Annotated in this window: 14 protein-coding genes; all 14 read right to left on the bottom strand. The window is 40.9% G+C overall.

Going from position 1 to position 16,907, the window contains the following annotated elements; genetic code table 11:
- Positions 1-33: 33 nt before the first annotated feature.
- Positions 34-1,335, bottom strand: a complete 1,302-nt coding sequence (gene ftsA / locus ACFIKR_RS04535) for a cell division protein FtsA (RefSeq protein ID WP_375659005.1) — start codon at positions 1,333-1,335, stop codon at positions 34-36.
- The gene (locus ACFIKR_RS04530; protein ID WP_375659004.1) at positions 1,332-2,243 is read right to left on the bottom strand and encodes a cell division protein FtsQ/DivIB; all 912 of its coding nucleotides are present in this window, start codon (positions 2,241-2,243) and stop codon (positions 1,332-1,334) included. The genes ftsA and ACFIKR_RS04530 overlap by 4 nt, the downstream gene beginning before the upstream one ends.
- Complete coding sequence (locus ACFIKR_RS04525) at positions 2,231-3,151, bottom strand: D-alanine--D-alanine ligase (protein WP_375659003.1); 921 nt, start codon at positions 3,149-3,151, stop codon at positions 2,231-2,233. Before ACFIKR_RS04525 ends, ACFIKR_RS04530 begins: the two co-directional genes overlap by 13 nt.
- 238 nt (positions 3,152-3,389) lie before the next feature.
- A complete protein-coding gene (gene murB, locus ACFIKR_RS04520; protein ID WP_375636163.1) occupies positions 3,390-4,367 on the bottom strand; it encodes a UDP-N-acetylmuramate dehydrogenase in 978 nt (325 codons plus the stop codon).
- On the bottom strand, positions 4,345-5,772 hold the full coding sequence (gene murC / locus ACFIKR_RS04515; protein WP_375659002.1) for a UDP-N-acetylmuramate--L-alanine ligase: 1,428 nt from the start codon (positions 5,770-5,772) through the stop codon (positions 4,345-4,347). Before murC ends, murB begins: the two co-directional genes overlap by 23 nt.
- Positions 5,756-6,892 carry an undecaprenyldiphospho-muramoylpentapeptide beta-N-acetylglucosaminyltransferase gene (gene murG, locus ACFIKR_RS04510; protein ID WP_375659001.1) on the bottom strand — a complete coding sequence of 379 codons (1,137 nt, stop codon included), beginning with the start codon at positions 6,890-6,892 and terminating at the stop codon, positions 5,756-5,758. Before murG ends, murC begins: the two co-directional genes overlap by 17 nt.
- Entirely contained in the window at positions 6,885-8,039 is a 1,155-nt protein-coding gene (locus tag ACFIKR_RS04505) for an FtsW/RodA/SpoVE family cell cycle protein (RefSeq protein WP_375659000.1), read from the bottom strand. The genes murG and ACFIKR_RS04505 overlap by 8 nt, the downstream gene beginning before the upstream one ends.
- Positions 8,040-8,183: 144 nt before the next feature.
- On the bottom strand, positions 8,184-9,578 hold the full coding sequence (gene murD, locus ACFIKR_RS04500; RefSeq protein WP_375658999.1) for a UDP-N-acetylmuramoyl-L-alanine--D-glutamate ligase: 1,395 nt from the start codon (positions 9,576-9,578) through the stop codon (positions 8,184-8,186).
- Positions 9,579-9,582: 4 nt separating this feature from the next.
- Entirely contained in the window at positions 9,583-10,653 is a 1,071-nt protein-coding gene (gene mraY / locus ACFIKR_RS04495; RefSeq protein WP_015856644.1) for a phospho-N-acetylmuramoyl-pentapeptide-transferase, read from the bottom strand.
- A 21-nt stretch (positions 10,654-10,674) separates the two neighbouring features.
- Positions 10,675-12,096, bottom strand: a complete 1,422-nt coding sequence (gene murF / locus ACFIKR_RS04490; RefSeq protein WP_375658998.1) for a UDP-N-acetylmuramoyl-tripeptide--D-alanyl-D-alanine ligase — start codon at positions 12,094-12,096, stop codon at positions 10,675-10,677.
- Positions 12,093-13,544 (bottom strand): UDP-N-acetylmuramoyl-L-alanyl-D-glutamate--2,6-diaminopimelate ligase, encoded by a 1,452-nt coding sequence (locus ACFIKR_RS04485; RefSeq protein WP_375658997.1) that lies wholly within the window; start codon positions 13,542-13,544, stop codon positions 12,093-12,095. The genes murF and ACFIKR_RS04485 overlap by 4 nt, the downstream gene beginning before the upstream one ends.
- A 22-nt stretch (positions 13,545-13,566) precedes the next feature.
- Entirely contained in the window at positions 13,567-15,309 is a 1,743-nt protein-coding gene (locus ACFIKR_RS04480) for a peptidoglycan D,D-transpeptidase FtsI family protein (protein WP_375658996.1), read from the bottom strand.
- Positions 15,309-15,713, bottom strand: a complete 405-nt coding sequence (locus tag ACFIKR_RS04475; RefSeq protein ID WP_375658995.1) for a hypothetical protein — start codon at positions 15,711-15,713, stop codon at positions 15,309-15,311. The genes ACFIKR_RS04480 and ACFIKR_RS04475 overlap by 1 nt, the downstream gene beginning before the upstream one ends.
- A complete protein-coding gene (rsmH, locus tag ACFIKR_RS04470) occupies positions 15,710-16,708 on the bottom strand; it encodes a 16S rRNA (cytosine(1402)-N(4))-methyltransferase RsmH (RefSeq protein ID WP_375658994.1) in 999 nt (332 codons plus the stop codon). The genes ACFIKR_RS04475 and rsmH overlap by 4 nt, the downstream gene beginning before the upstream one ends.
- Positions 16,709-16,907: the final 199 nt, after the last annotated feature.

Below are 16,907 nucleotides of genomic sequence, written 5' to 3'. Positions count from 1 at the left end.
CCAAAGCGATGAAATTTATCCAACTAGACTTAACTAAAAACTCTCACGCAACCACTGACCAACACGCTGAAAATACCCACGCGTGCTCATCGATAAATGATTTCCTGCCGCCTGCATTGTTTTTTCTTCAAAACCCACCAATTGCGGATAAATTAACAACCCAACAGCAGATGTAAACGCCGCCCCTTTTGCAAGAGAAGGAAGCCTCGAAATACCTAAAGGCCGCCCGACACGAACATTTCTTCCCAATATAGTACGTGCCATTTCTGGCAATCCTGTTAACTGGCTTGCTCCCCCAGTCAAAATAACACGTTTACCAATGATGTGACCAAAACCAGAACGATTTAAACAATCACGGACCATTTCTAAAATTTCTTCAACACGCGCACGAATGATACGCCCAAGAACCGCGCGAGGATACTGAGTTTCACGCTGTTCACTCCCAATTTCTGCTACATTAATCATTTGCCGCTCATCGGCACTTGTTAAAAGTGCTGAACCATAAACAACTTTTAAACGTTCCGCCTCTGTTAGAGACATAGAAAATCCACGCGCAACATCAAGAGTGACATGATGCCCCCCAACAGCAAGAGCATCCGCATGAATAAATTTTCCCTCAAAAAACACTGAAAATGTTGTTGTTCCACCACCAAAATCAATACATGCAGCCCCTAAATGCGCCTCATCATTCATCAAGACAGCAAGACCACTTGCAAAGGGAGTAGCAACCATTGCTTCAACACTCAAATGTGCACGATTAATACAAGTTTCTAAATTACGCAAAGAAGCTGTTTCAGCTGTTACCACATGCACGTCAACACCAAATGTTTCCCCTGCCATTCCGACAGGATCAGAAATTCCTTTATCTCCATCCAATACATAAGAAACTGGAACTGAGTGCATAACATGACGTTCAGCATCAAAAGCTTTACGCGAAACATCTGAAAAGGCCATACGCATATCACGCTTGGTGACTTCACGACCATTCAAATGAACTTTTCCATTAATCAAAGCACTTTGTAATCGACTTGAGGAAAAATTCACAATCACTGAATCCACCACCAAACCAGCCATTTTTTCTGCTGCATCAACAGCCAATCTTATTGATTGTTCTGCTGCAAACATATCCATGACAACACCGGATTTAATACCGCGTGAACGCTGCACTCCAAAGCCTAGAATTTCCGTAGAATGTGTACGACCATGTAAATAGTGAGCATGCTTTAAAGGACGCAAACAAGCAATAAGACAAACAATCTTACTTGAACCGACATCAAGAACCGTTAAAAAACGTGTTTTACGCCCTCCCAGATGATGTGATCTAAGCAACATCATGGGTTTCCTGCCTTTCGTGCCTTTAAAATACGTTCTTCTTCTTCTACAGTAGCATGATAACGCTCTAACGTTTCATCTGATAAAGAAACAGTAATTCGATCAGCAAGACGTAAATCAACACTGAGAATATCGCGAGATAAAAGATCTTGCATTGTACCGGACGAAACAAGAGAAGAAAGCCTTTCAAGGGCACCATTTTCAGGCAACATAACGCGCATTCCATTATCCAAAACAAGATCCCAACGTCGATCACCTACCCGCACAAAAGCACGAATGCGATCATATACTTCCGGATAGACTGACAGCGCTTGAATAAACACTTTAGCAGCATTTTGTGCACCCTGCCCAACCACAAGAGGTAAATCCCGAACAATTTCCCCTTTAAAGGGCACAATGACACGACCTGTATTATCAACAATATCCACTATGCTATCATGTTGCCAAATAGCATAGGGTTCACGCTCCACGATGGAAATGCGCATTCTATTGGGATAAATTTTCTGAACATTAGCCGATTGCACCCAAGCCTGTTTTTCCAAAAGAGAACGTGCTCTTTCAACATCAAAAGTGAATATAGAAGGCGCAACATCAAGTTTTAAAATTTTAAAAATATCCTGCTTTGTCAAGCGCTTATTACCGCTTATATCGACTTGAGTAACTACAAAACTACTATCCAATATGATTGTGTTTACGATCACAGCCATCTGACCACTTGATGCAAGTCCATAAAAAGCCGTAACAAAGAAAAACCATACAACAGCAAAAGAACCGCAATGGCGTGGAATATGAATATTGACAAAAACAAACTCAAACATAAACCGGAGAAAACGACGATAAAGACGCGGCAAAGCCGGCACTGAAAGCACCTCCATCGGAACATTTGTTTTATTAACATTCAACGCATACATGATGCGTCCTCCACCATCCATTGAACAATATCGCCGTAAGTACGGCCGCTCGCTTTTGCAATATCAGGAAGAAGAGACGTCGATGTCATACCGGGTTGCGTATTAATTTCAAGCCAAACCAATTCTCCCGTTTTCTCATCAAAACGAAAATCAGAACGGCTAACACCTCGACACCCTATCGCCTGATGGGCTGCTAAAGACATTCTTTGCACACTTTGGTAAATATTTAGTGAAAGTTGTGCAGGACAAATGTGAAGAGAACCACCCGTTTTATATTTCGAGTCATAATCGTAGAATGGAAAGTGTTTATCGGGAAGAATTTCACACACATCCAGCACTTCATTCCCCAAAACAGCACAAGTCAATTCACGACCAGGAATATATTTTTCAATCATCACCTCATCGGCATACCCCCACTCAGCTCCCCCAATATTATGCGGCGGTGCTGCTTCATTTCCATGGACAATGACAACACCAAAACTTGATCCTTCACACACAGGTTTAATTACATAAGGAGGCTCCATGGGATGCGTTTGTCCCAAAGCAAAACGACTCATGATCCGAGAAGGAGCAACACAAACCCCAACATTTGCAACGATAATTTTTGCACGTCCCTTATCCATTGCCAAAGCAGATGCCATCACACCAGAATGGGTATAAGGAATTTTTAAATATTCAAGAATCCCCTGAATCCGGCCATCTTCACCAAATGGACCATGCAATGCATTGAAGGCAATATCGGGCTGCAACTGTTCAAGAACAGAAGCAATATGAGCGTCAACATCCACGCGGCTCACGCGATACCCCTGCAGCTCTAGAACATCAGCACAAGCCGCCCCTGAAGATAAACTTACAGACCGTTCAGAAGAAAAACCTCCCATTAACACAGCTATATGTTTATCTCTCATAATAAATCACCCTCTTTCGCATACTATATGTAGTCTATATAAAATACATCAGCACCACATACAGAAAAAACAAGGTTTATCCTTGCGAATCAATAACCTAGCATTTTGCATAATGAATCAGACTCAAAAGCCTGATGCAAGAGATTCTTTGTTAATTTATTGATTCTTAATAGAAATTTTTTATTATCTCTTTGAAATGACTCAATTTTTTATTTTCACTTTTTTAGTGAACAATAAATCAATGAAATGGATCAAAAGGAGAAACACTTCGACCACGCTCAAATTGACCGATACGCTCTATTTCCCACTGTAAAAGGTGGGCTGAATTTGCAAAAACACGCGCACGCACTGTTTCTCCCAATGCTTCAAGATCATATCCTGTTGCTTGCCCTGTATTAATCATAAAATTACAGTGCATTTCACTCATTTGAGCGCCACCAATCCGTAAACCACGACACCCTGCTTCATCAATCACGCGCCACGCAGATCCATTCTCAGGATTTTTGAACGTTGATCCTCCTGTCTTTTCACGAATAGGTTGTACTGTTTCTCTGTGGAGGGAAACTTCATCCATAGCAGCACGAATATCATCTTTATTACCGAGTTCTCCTTCCAATAAAGCAGCTGTAAAAATAAAATCTTTAGGAATATCACAATGGCGATAGGAATAATGCATATCTTTCAAACTCAAGATATGACGTTGCCCTTTACGATCCAGCGCATAGACCTCAACAACACGCGCTGCGGTTTCAATCCCATTCGCACCCGCGTTCATTTTGAGAGCTCCTCCAAGAGCACCAGGAATACCATGATAAAAATGAAAACCTGCAATTCCTGCCTTTAAAGCGGCAACAGCTAAATGTTTATCCGCCGTACCAGCACCAACTAAAAAGCCTTTTGGAGAAACTTGCTGCACTTGCCCAAAGTTTTTTGGCGAAAGACGAATCACAACACCAGGAACGCCCCCATCACGCACCAGAAGATTAGAACCGATACCGACAATTGTTACAGGAACAAATTCAGGCAAATTTTGAAGAAAGAGAGCCAAATCTTGTTCATCAACAGGCTGATAAAAAAGCTCTGCCAACCCACCCGTGCGAAACCACGTTACCTTACGCATTTCAACATTAGGTGTAAGTTTGCCTCTCACGCCACCCAACAGCGGTTGCAATTGCGCCAATAGCGCCTCACCGTCAATGTGCTGAAAATTTACCATGACCATCCAATACCGCTAACTCATGAGGCAACGCACAAGCCCATTGTGTGATATTGCCAGCACCAAGAAAAACAACATAATCCTCTACCTGAGCAAATTTTGAGACAAGAGACACGACATCTTCCAGACTATGTATCAAGCGCACATCACGATGACCCGCCATTTTAATATGCTCTACCAATTCTTGAGAACCAAATCCTACAATAGGCTCTTCACCAGCCGCATAAACGGGCGTAATCAACACTGTATCTGCATCATTAAAACAAGCAGCAAAATCATCAAATAAATGATACAAACGTGAATAACGATGGGGTTGTGCAATCGCAATAACACGCCCTTTTGCACTCTCACGTGCTGCACGCAAAACAGCCTTTATTTCAACAGGATGATGTCCATAATCATCAAATATTTCAATGCCCCGCCAACTTCCTGTTCGCGTAAAACGCCGTTTTACTCCGCCAAATTCTGCTAAGCCCCTTTTTATAGCTTCATTTGAAATGCCTAGTTCATGCGCAATAGCAATCGCCGCCGTTGCATTGGCAACATTGTGCTGTCCTGCCATGGGCAAAAGCAAATTTTTCAACTCAATTTTTCTTCCTGTTTTGCGTGAGCGAATAAGAACATCAAAATGCGTTTTTTGACCATCCATCGAAAGATTAAGAAAACGAACATCCGCTTGTGGATTTGCACCATAAGTGATCACCCAACGATCATCAATACGGCCCGCCAATGACTGAACCTCTGGATGATCAAGGCACAAAACAGCAAAACCATAAAAAGGAACATTTTCTACGAATTGCCGAAAAGCCTCACGCACAGCATCAAAACTTCCATAATGATCTAAATGCTCAGCGTCAATATTAGTAATAACAGCAATATCAGCAGGCAGCTTTAAAAATGTACCATCACTTTCATCAGCTTCAACAATCATCCAATCGCCATCTCCTGTACGAGAATTCGTACCATAAGCATTAATAATACCGCCATTAATCACCACTGGATCAAAATGACCAGCATCAAGGAGAGCTGCGACCATTGATGTGGTCGTTGTTTTACCATGTGTACCACCCACCGCAATTGCACGCCGAAACCGCATCAGCTCCGCTAGCATTTCTGCACGTCTGACAAGCGGTAAATGTCTTTCCTTTGCAGCAATATACTCAGGATTTGTTTTTTTAACGGCAGTAGAAAAAACAACAACCTCTGCATTCCCTAAATTTTCAGCACAATGATCTATATGAACGTTAATTCCTTTTCTCCGCAAACGTTCAACATTCGCACTCTCAACTTGATCTGACCCTTGAACTTTATAGCCAAGATTATAAAAAACCTCCGCAATTCCACTCATACCGATCCCCCCGATTCCGATAAAATGGATAACGCCTATATCAAGTGGCATTTTCATTAAAAAGCTCCTCTTTTATATCTGACAACAATCGCCCTGCAATTAAGGATTCAGCCATATCAGCAAGACAACGGGTTGCATGAGGTTGCCCAACTTTTTTTGCAGCAAGCGCTTGTTTTTCTAATAAATGGGGCGCACAACAAGCGTGCATTAAAAGAGAAAAAAGCTTTTGTGCATTTAAATCTTTTTCTGATACAATTTGCGCACCACCTACACGAGCAAGCAGAGCTGCATTGGCAGCCTGATCATGATCTAAAGCATGGGGATAGGGAACAAGCAAAGCAGGTCTACCAATCACCGCTATCTCACAAACAGATGAAGCCCCAGCGCGCGACAAAATAAAATGGGCATGTGCCATACGTTCAGCCATATCATCAAAAAAAGGAGCTACCTCTGCTTGTACGCCCATATCACGATAGATTTTGATCAACCCTTCTGCTTCACCTCGAACTTGCTGCACAATTCGTAAACGTTTACGGTTCTTATCATCGAATAAAGCAATAGCTTCTGGAACAATATGTGAAAAAGCAGAAGCCCCTTGGCTACCTCCAAAAATCAAAAAATGAAATGGCTCTTCACCAGTTGAGGGATGATAAGGAATTTTGGCCGCCTTCAACACAGCCTCACGAACAGGATTCCCCGTCAAAAGTATTTTATGAGCATAAGCGCCATTTGGCGACAACAAACCACCAGCGATTGCACGCACAAAAATTGCCAACACCCGATTGGCACGCCCCATAACAGCATTTTGTTCATGAATAAATGTTACACGCCTCGTTAAGGCCGCAATAAAAAGAGGAGGAAAGCTCGGATACCCTCCAAATCCTCCAACAAGAACAGGACGTAATTTATAAAACAACGCCAACGATTGCCCCATACCCCTTAGCAAAGACCAAAACGTCTTTATCAGAGCAAAAGGATGGCGTCGTGTAAATGTTGCCGATGAAACGATATGTGTATGCTCTTCATCAAAGCAGCGAACAAAAGGGCGTGCTCTTTCATCTGTTATTAAATGAACATCATATCCACGCTGCCTTAATTCAACAGAAAGAGCTTCAGCAGGAAAAAGATGTCCACCTGTACCACCAGCCACCAAAACAATAACTTTTTTATCATTCATAAGGGGTATCCAAGACAGAAGAGGAAGAAAAAGCTGAAAGGCGTGCTTCTGGCCAACGACGTGTTAAACTGAGCAAAATGCCCATTGAAAACGCAATCGCCACCATCGAAGAACCACCATAAGAAATAAAAGGCAATGTCATGCCTTTGGGAGGAATTAAGTGAAGATTAACGGCCATATTAATAGCTGATTGAAAGCCAATCATCATTGCTATGCCAGTAATACCAAGACGTATAAAGGAATCACGTGTATTCATGGCTATATACAATGAACGCATAACGATAAAGCCAAAAAGCATCATAATTAATAAACAAAGAATAATACCATACTCTTCAGCAGCAACGGAAAATACAAAATCTGTATGGCTATCAGGAATGATACGTTTTACTGTTCCCTCCCCAGGACCTTGCCCAAACCAACCACCATTCAAAATAGCCTCACGTCCTACATCCACTTGAAACGTATCCCCTTCACCTGTCAAAAAACCATTGATACGCTCGCGCACATGATGCAAAAAAAGATAAGCTAAAATAATTCCTACAACGCCTAAAATGAGAAAGAGAAAAATAATGGTTAGAGGTACACCAGCAATAAAAAACAGCCCCCCCCATGTTGCACTTATTAAAATTGTTTGTCCAATATCAGGCTGCAAAACCAGAAGCACACAACAAATGGCATAAAGTAGAATCGCTAACGTATAACCCAGAATTCCCCTCCTGCGTATCTGTTCTGAAAAAAGCCAAGCGGACATAACCACAAAAGCTGGCTTCATAAATTCTGAAGCCTGTACAGAAAAACCAAATAGTAGAATCCACCTCCGTGCTCCCTTTAATTCTGGACCCCAAAATAAAGTTGCAACCATAAGAGCAAGCGTTACAATGAGCAAAAGAGCACATAAACGACGAATATTAGAAAGCGAAAAAAAGGAAATGGTAACCATCGTAAAAAATGCTGAAATGCTAAAAATGATATGCCACCGAACAAAATAAAAACTATCAGCAATTCCGATTTTTTTTGCAATAATAGGGCTGGCAGCAAAAGACAGCATAATGCCAATTCCCATTAAAATTAAACAAGCTGCAAAGATAGAGCGATCAATCGTCCACCACCAATTAGCAATTGGATCTCTATCTGCACGCGTAACCATGGTATCCACCTTATCCATTTTATAAATTATCTCAAAGTGATATGGTTCCCCAGCCTATTTAACAAACACTTTAAAAACTAAATTACACAAAAAAAGATTCTGGAGTCTTAACGCAAAAATATTTTTTTATAACTGATGATTTTTTTATTGTAACTGCATCACAAAAGAGACAAATTCTTCGCCTCGCATTTCATAATTTTTAAATTGGTCATAACTTGCACAAGCAGGTGACAAAAGAACCGTCACCTCTTTTTCCTTACAACCCATTGCGTCAACAGCTGCTTCACGCACCGCATTTTTCAAAGTTAAGCTCATAGAAAAGGGAAAAGCAGATCCAATAGTGCGAGCAAATTCTTCCGCCGTGCTCCCAATCAAATAGGCTTTACGAATTTTAGGAAAAAATTCTCTAAGAGACTCTATTCCTCCCTTTTTTGCCTGTCCCCCAACAATCCAAAAAATATCATTAAAGGTGGAAAGCGCAGGAGCTGTTGCATCTGCATTAGTCGCCTTGCTGTCATTGATAAACAAAACAGACCCCATTTTACGCACCTGCTGCATACGATGATCCAGCCCTTTATAACTTGCTAAATGCTTGTTCATAGAAGGATCGGTTATTTTTAAAGCCTGCAACGTTGCTAATGCCATAAGGGCATTTTGCGCATTATGACGTCCGCGCAAAGCAGTCATAGACGTCAGATCTGCAAGCATATGACGCTGTCCTTGATAAACAGAAAAGAGCTTAGTCTCATCTGCATAAAAACCATTTTCAACAAAATGATCCTTAGAAATTGCCCCAATTTTTTTTCCCTCATGAAGCAACTGTTGATATAAAACCCTACAAGCTGCATCATCAACTGAAATAAAAGCCTGAGAAGCCTGAGCAATCAGATGCCTTTTGGTTTGCACATAACAGGCAAAACTCCCATGTCGATCAATATGATCAGGTGTTAAATTCAATAAAAGTCCAATGGTCGGCTGAAGAGAGGGAGTAAGATCAATTTGAAATGATGAACATTCAATCACATAGATACGTTTTTTAACAAATGGCTTAAGGGTCAATATTGCCTTTCCGATATTTCCCCCCATCTGCACATCATAACCCATTTTTTCCAACAAATGCGCAAGTAAAGCCGTTGTGGTTGACTTCCCATTCGTCCCCGTAATCGCAATGAAAGGAACATCTTGGTCACAAAAACCATAATGCTGTAAAAAATGCTGGCGCGCACGAACAAATAATTCAATATCACCGATAATTTCTATATTTTTTTTTCGTGCTTTTTCAACAACCCAATGGGGTTGAGGATAATTTAAAGGAACTCCAGGAGCTACAATCAATGCAACAAATTCTGACCAATCTTCATAACGGAGATCTCGCGTTGGAATATTGTGCCGAAAAGCCATCTGCACGCTTGAAGGACTATCATCCCACGCCACCACTTCTGCACCGCCACGCATCAATGCTTGTGCCGTTGCTAGTCCAGACTTTCCTAATCCAAATAAAGCAACTTTTTGTCCTTTATAACACACAACAGAAATCAAAATCTCACCGCAATTTAAGTGTTGAAAGACCAATAAGAGCAAGAACAATTGAAATAATCCAAAAGCGTATCACGACTTGGCTTTCAGTCCAGCCTTTTTTCTCAAAATGATGATGTATCGGTGCCATAAGAAACACTCGTTTTCTTGTTAATTTGAAATAACCAACCTGAATAACGACCGAAAAAGCTTCCACAACAAAAAGCCCACCAATAAGAGCCAAAACAATTTCGTGCTTCGTAGCGACTGCAACAGTCCCTAATAATCCTCCAAGAGCCAACGAACCAGTATCTCCCATAAAAATAGCTGCAGGTGGTGCATTAAACCATAAAAAACCAAGCCCTGCCCCAACAACAGCTCCCAGTAAAACAGCCAATTCACCTGCTCCCGATACATAATGGATTTGGAGATAATCAGCAAAATTCATATTACCAGAAAGATAAGCAATCAGAGCAAAAGATAAGGCTGCAACCATCACAGGAACAATAGCAAGGCCATCAAGTCCATCCGTCAAATTAACCGCATTACCCGTCGCGACAATAACAAAAGCAGAAAAAGGAATAAAAAACCAGCCCAAATTGATAAGATAATCTTTCAAAAAAGGCAAAGCGAATCCAGATGAGCCAATTTGTAGGATGACAAAAGCAGCAATTGCGGCAACACAAAACTCCAAACTTAACCGTGCTTTCCCAGAAAATCCTTTGTCTGTTTGTTTTGTGACCTTAAGATAATCGTCATAAAATCCAATTGCCCCAAAAGAAAGCATAACCAATAGCGATACCCAAAAATAAATATTCGATAAATTACACCACAAAAATGCCGATACCACAATGCCGGTTAAAATCATCAATCCACCCATTGTAGGTGTTCCAGCCTTTTTAAAATGTGTTTGAGGACCATCCGCACGAATCGGTTGCCCCTTACCCTGCCGCAATTTAAGAGAAGCAATGATGCTAGGTCCAAACAAAAAGACGATGAGCCCCGAAGTAAGCATAGCCGCTATCGTGCGAAAAGTAATATAACGAAATACATTCACACCTGGAAGCCAATCACTAAACGAAGAAAAAAACAGCATCATGGTACAAAAAACCTCTTAAAATTATGAAGAAACCGCTTTATAGCGGTCAAGCAATGCAGTCACAATATTTGATGAACAAAGGCTATTGGATGATTTAACCATAAGCAGATCCCCAGAAGAAATTTCTGCTAAAAGGAGAGATAAAATTTTCTCAATATTTTCAGCATAATGAACCTTAACACCAGCAGACAAATCACTAACTAAAGATTTCATCGCCTCACCAAATAGAAAAACCGGATTAGCACCGGAAAGACGTATTGGCTTTATTAAATCACGATGAAGCTTTTCACTATACTCCCCTAACTCTAGCATATCTCCTAAAATAGCAATTCGCCGCCCCTCTTCCCCGACTGGTCCTGTAGCAAGAAGCTCAAGCGCAGCACGCATAGAAGCAGGATTTGCATTATAGCTTTCATCAATGAGATAAAATTCACCCCCATTTGATAAAGACAGTCGATAACGAACACCTCGCCCCTTTTGAGAAGAAAAATGGCGAAAAGAAAGAAGAACAGGCTCTAACTCAACTCCCATAGCATCACAAGCAGCAATAACCCCTAAACTATTTTGCACAATATGGCGTCCGGGAGCACCAATTTGAACCTCCCTATCCCGCTCCCTAATACGTACAATCATAGAAGAACGATCAGTTAGAAGACGTATATCTCGCGCTTGATAATCAGCATTTTTGCTCTCACCAAAGCTTAAGATATTCTTTACACCGCATTTCTTTGCTTTTTGAACAAGATAAGAAAAAAAATCACTATCCGCATTTAAAATGGCAATGCCTTTCTCATCTAATCCTTCAAAAATTTCAGCTTTTGCCTTTGCTATTTCTTCAAGATTTTTGAAAAAACCCATATGTCCTGCACAAATATGCGTAATGAGAGCAACATGCGGACAAACCAGTTTGACCAGAGGGCGAATTTCATCTCTATGATTCATGCCAATTTCAAAGATACCATAATCACTCTCCATAGGCATCCGCGCTAAAGTGAGTGGAACCCCCCAGCAATTATTTAAAGAAGCGAGGTTCGCATGAACATTCCCAGTCGTTGCAAGTGCTTGTTTCAAAGCTTCTTTTGTCGTTGTTTTTCCCACCGATCCTGTTATCGCAATAATCTTAGCTCTTGAACGTTTGCGTGCAGCTTGTGCAAGTTTTTCTAGGGCTTGCAAAACATCAGGAACAACAATAAGTGGAGCCGATATCTTTTTCATATCCCTTAAACGGTGTTCCGCAACGATAAGAACGCCTGCACCTCGTTCATAAGCTTGCGCAGCAAAATCATGACCATCAAGATGATGCCCCTTAATGCAGAAAAAAATATCACCTTCCGCAAGAGTACGGCTATCAATGGAAACCCCAGAAAAAGTTTCTGGCATGCTTCCTATTACAACACCATTAATTGCAGCAACAAGTGCTTTCTTATCCCATAAAGCTGTCATTTCTTTCGGTTCTCTAGAGCTTCTATCGCTTTCAGACGATCTGAAAAAGGATAAGTTGTCTGCCCTATAATTTGGCCATCCTCATGACCTTTTCCAGCAATGATTAATGTATCACCAACTTTCAAAAGCTCCACCGCGTAAGAAATAGCCTCACCACGATCTGCTATCTCTATTGCTGTTGGCACTGCCTGTAAAATATCCTTGCGTATTTTTTCTGGCATTTCTGTGCGAGGATTATCATCCGTTACAATAACAATATCCGCTTTATCCGCCGCAATTTTTCCCATCAAAGGTCTTTTTCCTTGATCACGATCTCCTCCACAACCAAAAACAACGATCAAACGCCCTTGCGTAAAGGGACGAACAGAAAGCAAAACCTGCTCCAAAGCTTCTGGTTTATGGGCATAATCAATATAAACAGGCGCATTATTTTCTGTCTTTCCGACAAATTCTAACCGCCCAGGTGCCCCCTGCAAAGTTTCAAGCGCAGAAAAAACTTTACGAGGTGAAACACCCGTTGCAATCGCTAACCCCGCTGCCATAAGCGCATTGGCTACCTGAAAATCTCCAGCCAAAGGCAAATCAAATGTATAAATATTATTTTCCACACGACACTCAATACACTGTTTTGAACGTTGATGTTCAACACGATTAATCGTGATAAATTGCCCCTTACGACCAATTGTCAAGACACGGCGGCGCGCTTGTGTAACAACATCAATAACCTTTTGTGAATAGACATCATCAGCAAAAATCAAAGCGGGAGCAGATACAGGCAAAAGTGTATCAAACAACTTCATTTTAGCCCGCAAATAATCCTCTACCCCCATGTGATAATCCATGTGATCTCGCCCTAAATTGGTAAAGGCACCAGCCGTTAAACGAACTCCATCAAGTCGTCCTTGATCAAGCCCATGCGAAGATGCTTCAAGGGCTGCATGTGTAACACCTTCATGGGAAATTTCACAAAGAAGACGATGCAAGACAACCGGATCAGGTGTAGTGAGAGAACCATAAACATTCCGTTTAGGAGAAACAACACCAACCGTTCCTATACTCGCAGCACAAAATCCAACATGAGTCCAAATTTGCCGAATAAAAGAGACAACAGATGTTTTACCACTTGTACCAGTCACAGCAACGACCGTTTCAGGCTGAGAACCGTAAAAACGTGCAGCTGCCAACGCTAAACTATGACGAACATTAGAAACACGTAAAATGGGAACAGACAAGTCCTCAAGAACAGCATGACAATCTGTAACAATTGCTCGTGCACCCCGCTTTATCGCATCATCTATATAGTGTCTTCCATCACTTTTTTTTCCTTGAACAGCGACAAAAACATAGCCTGGCAAGACTTGTCGAGAATCTGCACTGATTCCTGTTATTTCCATTGAAGAAAGATTCTGATCTTCAAGACATTCTGTAAAAACTGTTCCAAACAACATAACGATGCACCTTTTATTCATTTTACCGTTGTTTAACGAAACTTGAATTGCTCTTTTTACTTAAAAGAGGCTCATATTCTTTTTTAAAATCGGGTTTTACACCAAGAAAACTAGCTGTGCGACGAACAATATTAGCAAGCATTGGTCCAGCATTCATCCCCGCTGTTGCTGAACGCTGTCCCTCTGCAGGCTTTGGTTCATCAATAATTGTTAAAACAACGTAAACAGGATCATCAATAGGAAAAGCAGCAAGAAAACTATTGAAATTTTTTGTTTTAGAATATTTTCCATTTTCAACTTTTTCAGCTGTTCCTGTCTTACCACCTACACGATAACCTTCGACTTTTGCATTACGTCCAGAACCAATATCACTATTTAATTTATAAAGGTAACGCATATTTTGACTTGTTTTAGCCTGCAAAACCCGTTTTGCATGGTGCAACGTTTGTCCTTTTGTACGTTTTAAAAATGTCGGAGCAATTAACCAACCACCATTCATTAAAGCAGCAGCCCCAACAGCTGTTTGCAAAGGTGTTGTTGCCATACCATGCCCAAAAGAAATCGTCATAGAATGGATATCCTTCCAATGATGTGGCACAATAGGATGGGCAACTTCAGGCAACTCTGTTGTAAGACGATCCAGTAACCCAAGTTTTTGCAAAAAACCACGATGTTTATCAATCCCTATCGCCAATGCCTCTTTAGCAGAACCAATATTGGAGGAATAAATAAAAACCTCCCATAACGTTAAGGGACGATTTTTTCCATGAAAATCATGAATAGTATACCCTCTACTTGCTTTTATTGGCTTTGAAGCATCAATAATACTGTTTAAATGAAAAATATCGGAATCAAGAGCCATGGCGGTTGTAAAACTTTTAATGATCGATCCCATTTCAAAAGCTCCTGCCGTTATCCGATTGAGACGATCACTTTTTAAAGCTTCAATAGGATTTCCAGGATCAAAATCTGGTAGTGATGCCAAAGCCAAAACTTCCCCCGTATGTATATTTAAAATAACAGCTCCCGCAGCAATTGCCTTATAACGCTTCATAGCCTGAATAAGTTCATCATGAACAATTGCCTGAACACGCACATCAATCGAAAGCTGAACTTGTTTTAATGATTCTTCCATGGCAAGACCAGCGGCACGCAAAGCACTCAACCCCGCATCATCAATATATTTTTCCATACCTGCAATGCCCTGATTATCAACATTCACCATCCCGAGAATATGGGAAGTTACAGATCCATCAGGATAAAAACGACGAATTTCAGTCCGAAAACCAATTCCTGGTATACCAAGAGCCATAATTTGCGTCTTCTGCATTGGTGTTAATCCACGCTGTATCCAAGAAAAACCAGATTTTCTTTTTAAACGCTTATAGGTTTCCTGCCAATTAAGATCAGGCAAAACTGTTGAGAGTAATTCAATTGTCTCATCCACATCAATAATACGTCGTGGCTCAGCAAAAAGTGAATAAGTTTTAATATCTGTTGCCAATAAACGACCATTACGATCAACAATATCAGGCCGTGCCATCAATTGAAGAACTCCTGGCCCCTTTGCTTCTTCAATCTGTCCACCTTCTAACCCATAAGAAATAAGGCAAGCCCCCATGATGCCATATAAAATTAAAAAGCAGAACAACGAAAAAAGCAAACGTGGACGACTAGAATAGGGACGACGAACAGAAACATTATGATTATTCAACGAATTCTTTAAGTGCTTTTTCTTCTGTGAAAATAAAAAAGTCGATTTCATTAATGCGCGCCTTTTTGGACAACACCATTTATCTGAGAAGCCCGATTATTTGTCAAAATATCCTGATTATCTTCCAAGATATTTTGTTTAATCACTTCTTCAATTTGATCATGTATCCGTACCGGAATATCTTTAAACGCCACGATTTGACGCGGCTGTATAACCTCTAACTCAAGTTCTTTTTGATAACGTTTTGCAAGTTTTTGCATGCGTGAAGGCCTTATCATCACAGCCCACTCAGCACGAAGCAAACTTACCGTATTTTTTGCTGCAGCAATTTCATGCTCAAGATGACGGACTTCGTTCATTCGTTTTTGAACATCATATTTTACTTTATAAGTAAGACCTGCCATACAAATCATAATCATCACTAAGATCATATCAAATGTACGAAAAACTGTCATTTCTTGCCGCCTTCAAAACTGGCAATCTCTGCTAAACCAAATAATTTCATATCTGCTACAAGAGCCTCTGCTTCAGTTCGTACACCAATACGCAACCGCGCAGAACGTGAACGAGGATTTTGCTGTAACTCCTCTTCACTTGCAGTTATCCCCCCTTTAAACAAAGGGAAAAATGTTGCTGGAGCCGTTTTTATTTCAGGAAGATAGCGTGATCTCATACACTCTCCTGAACGAAAAGAAAAAAATTTTTTGACCATACGATCTTCAAGAGAATGAAAACTGACAACACCCAAACGACCACCCGGTTTCAAAATGCGTTCAGCAGCAAATAAGCCACGTGCAAGTTCACCAATTTCATCATTAACATAAATGCGAAGAGCCTGAAATACACGTGTTGCAGGATGAATGCGATCTCCCGGCTTACGTCTTATCAACGCTTCGATAGCATACGCCAAATCACCTGTACGCAAAAAAGGCTGAACAACACGACGCTTTTCAATCATCCGTGCAATTCGCCCCGCATAACGCTCTTCTCCTAATATCTTAAAGATACGTGCCAAATCCCTTGCTTTTAAGTGATTTATAACATCGCCAGCAGTAAAACCAGTCTGAGCCATTCGCATATCCAATGGACCATCTTTTTGAAAAGAAAAACCTCTTTCTGCTTCATCAAGCTGCATTGAAGAGACACCAATATCCAAAATAACTGCATCCACCTTCTCTTCAACAACGCGATCCAACTGTGAAAATTCCATTTGCACCAAACGAAGTCGTGGAAAAAATTCTTCAACAAGCGATTGTCCCGCACTAATAGCATGAGGATCACGATCAAGAGCGATCACCTCCGCCCCTGCCTTTAACAAAGCGCGCGTGTAACCACCAGCACCAAAGGTGCCATCAATCACTTTTGCTCCAACCAATGGCATAAGCCCAGCCAAAACTGGCTGCAACAACACTGGAATATGGCGTTCAGCTCTTTGATCCTGCTTTATCAAAATAATCCGTCTTGAAGTTATGCTGTCTCAAATCAACAGCTCTCTCATAGCAACTGATTTTAGAGTAACCTAGCCTTCAACTTTCATATTAATCACAATGAACGAAAAAACTAAAGTTATCCCAAGACAGATCCTAACGCATTATACTTAAAGAAATGTTATAATTTTTTAAAATACTCTTTGCTCAAGTGTCCATTTA

This window comes from Bartonella sp. MR30HLJHH, from assembly GCF_042194195.1.
Classification (GTDB): Bacteria; Pseudomonadota; Alphaproteobacteria; order Rhizobiales; family Rhizobiaceae; genus Bartonella; species Bartonella grahamii.
This window is presented reverse-complemented; position numbering and strand designations above follow the sequence as displayed.

Coding starts and splice junctions, on each gene's coding strand:
- ftsA (WP_375659005.1), bottom strand. CDS start 1,335: ATGATGTTGCTTAGATCACATCATCTGGGAGGGCGTAAAACACGTTTT.
- ACFIKR_RS04530 (WP_375659004.1), bottom strand. CDS start 2,243: ATGTATGCGTTGAATGTTAATAAAACAAATGTTCCGATGGAGGTGCTT.
- ACFIKR_RS04525 (WP_375659003.1), bottom strand. CDS start 3,151: ATGAGAGATAAACATATAGCTGTGTTAATGGGAGGTTTTTCTTCTGAA.
- murB (WP_375636163.1), bottom strand. CDS start 4,367: ATGGTAAATTTTCAGCACATTGACGGTGAGGCGCTATTGGCGCAATTG.
- murC (WP_375659002.1), bottom strand. CDS start 5,772: ATGAAAATGCCACTTGATATAGGCGTTATCCATTTTATCGGAATCGGG.
- murG (WP_375659001.1), bottom strand. CDS start 6,892: ATGAATGATAAAAAAGTTATTGTTTTGGTGGCTGGTGGTACAGGTGGA.
- ACFIKR_RS04505 (WP_375659000.1), bottom strand. CDS start 8,039: ATGGTTACGCGTGCAGATAGAGATCCAATTGCTAATTGGTGGTGGACG.
- mraY (WP_015856644.1), bottom strand. CDS start 10,653: ATGATGCTGTTTTTTTCTTCGTTTAGTGATTGGCTTCCAGGTGTGAAT.
- murF (WP_375658998.1), bottom strand. CDS start 12,096: ATGACAGCTTTATGGGATAAGAAAGCACTTGTTGCTGCAATTAATGGT.
- ACFIKR_RS04485 (WP_375658997.1), bottom strand. CDS start 13,544: ATGTTGTTTGGAACAGTTTTTACAGAATGTCTTGAAGATCAGAATCTT.
- ACFIKR_RS04480 (WP_375658996.1), bottom strand. CDS start 15,309: ATGAAATCGACTTTTTTATTTTCACAGAAGAAAAAGCACTTAAAGAAT.
- ACFIKR_RS04475 (WP_375658995.1), bottom strand. CDS start 15,713: ATGACAGTTTTTCGTACATTTGATATGATCTTAGTGATGATTATGATT.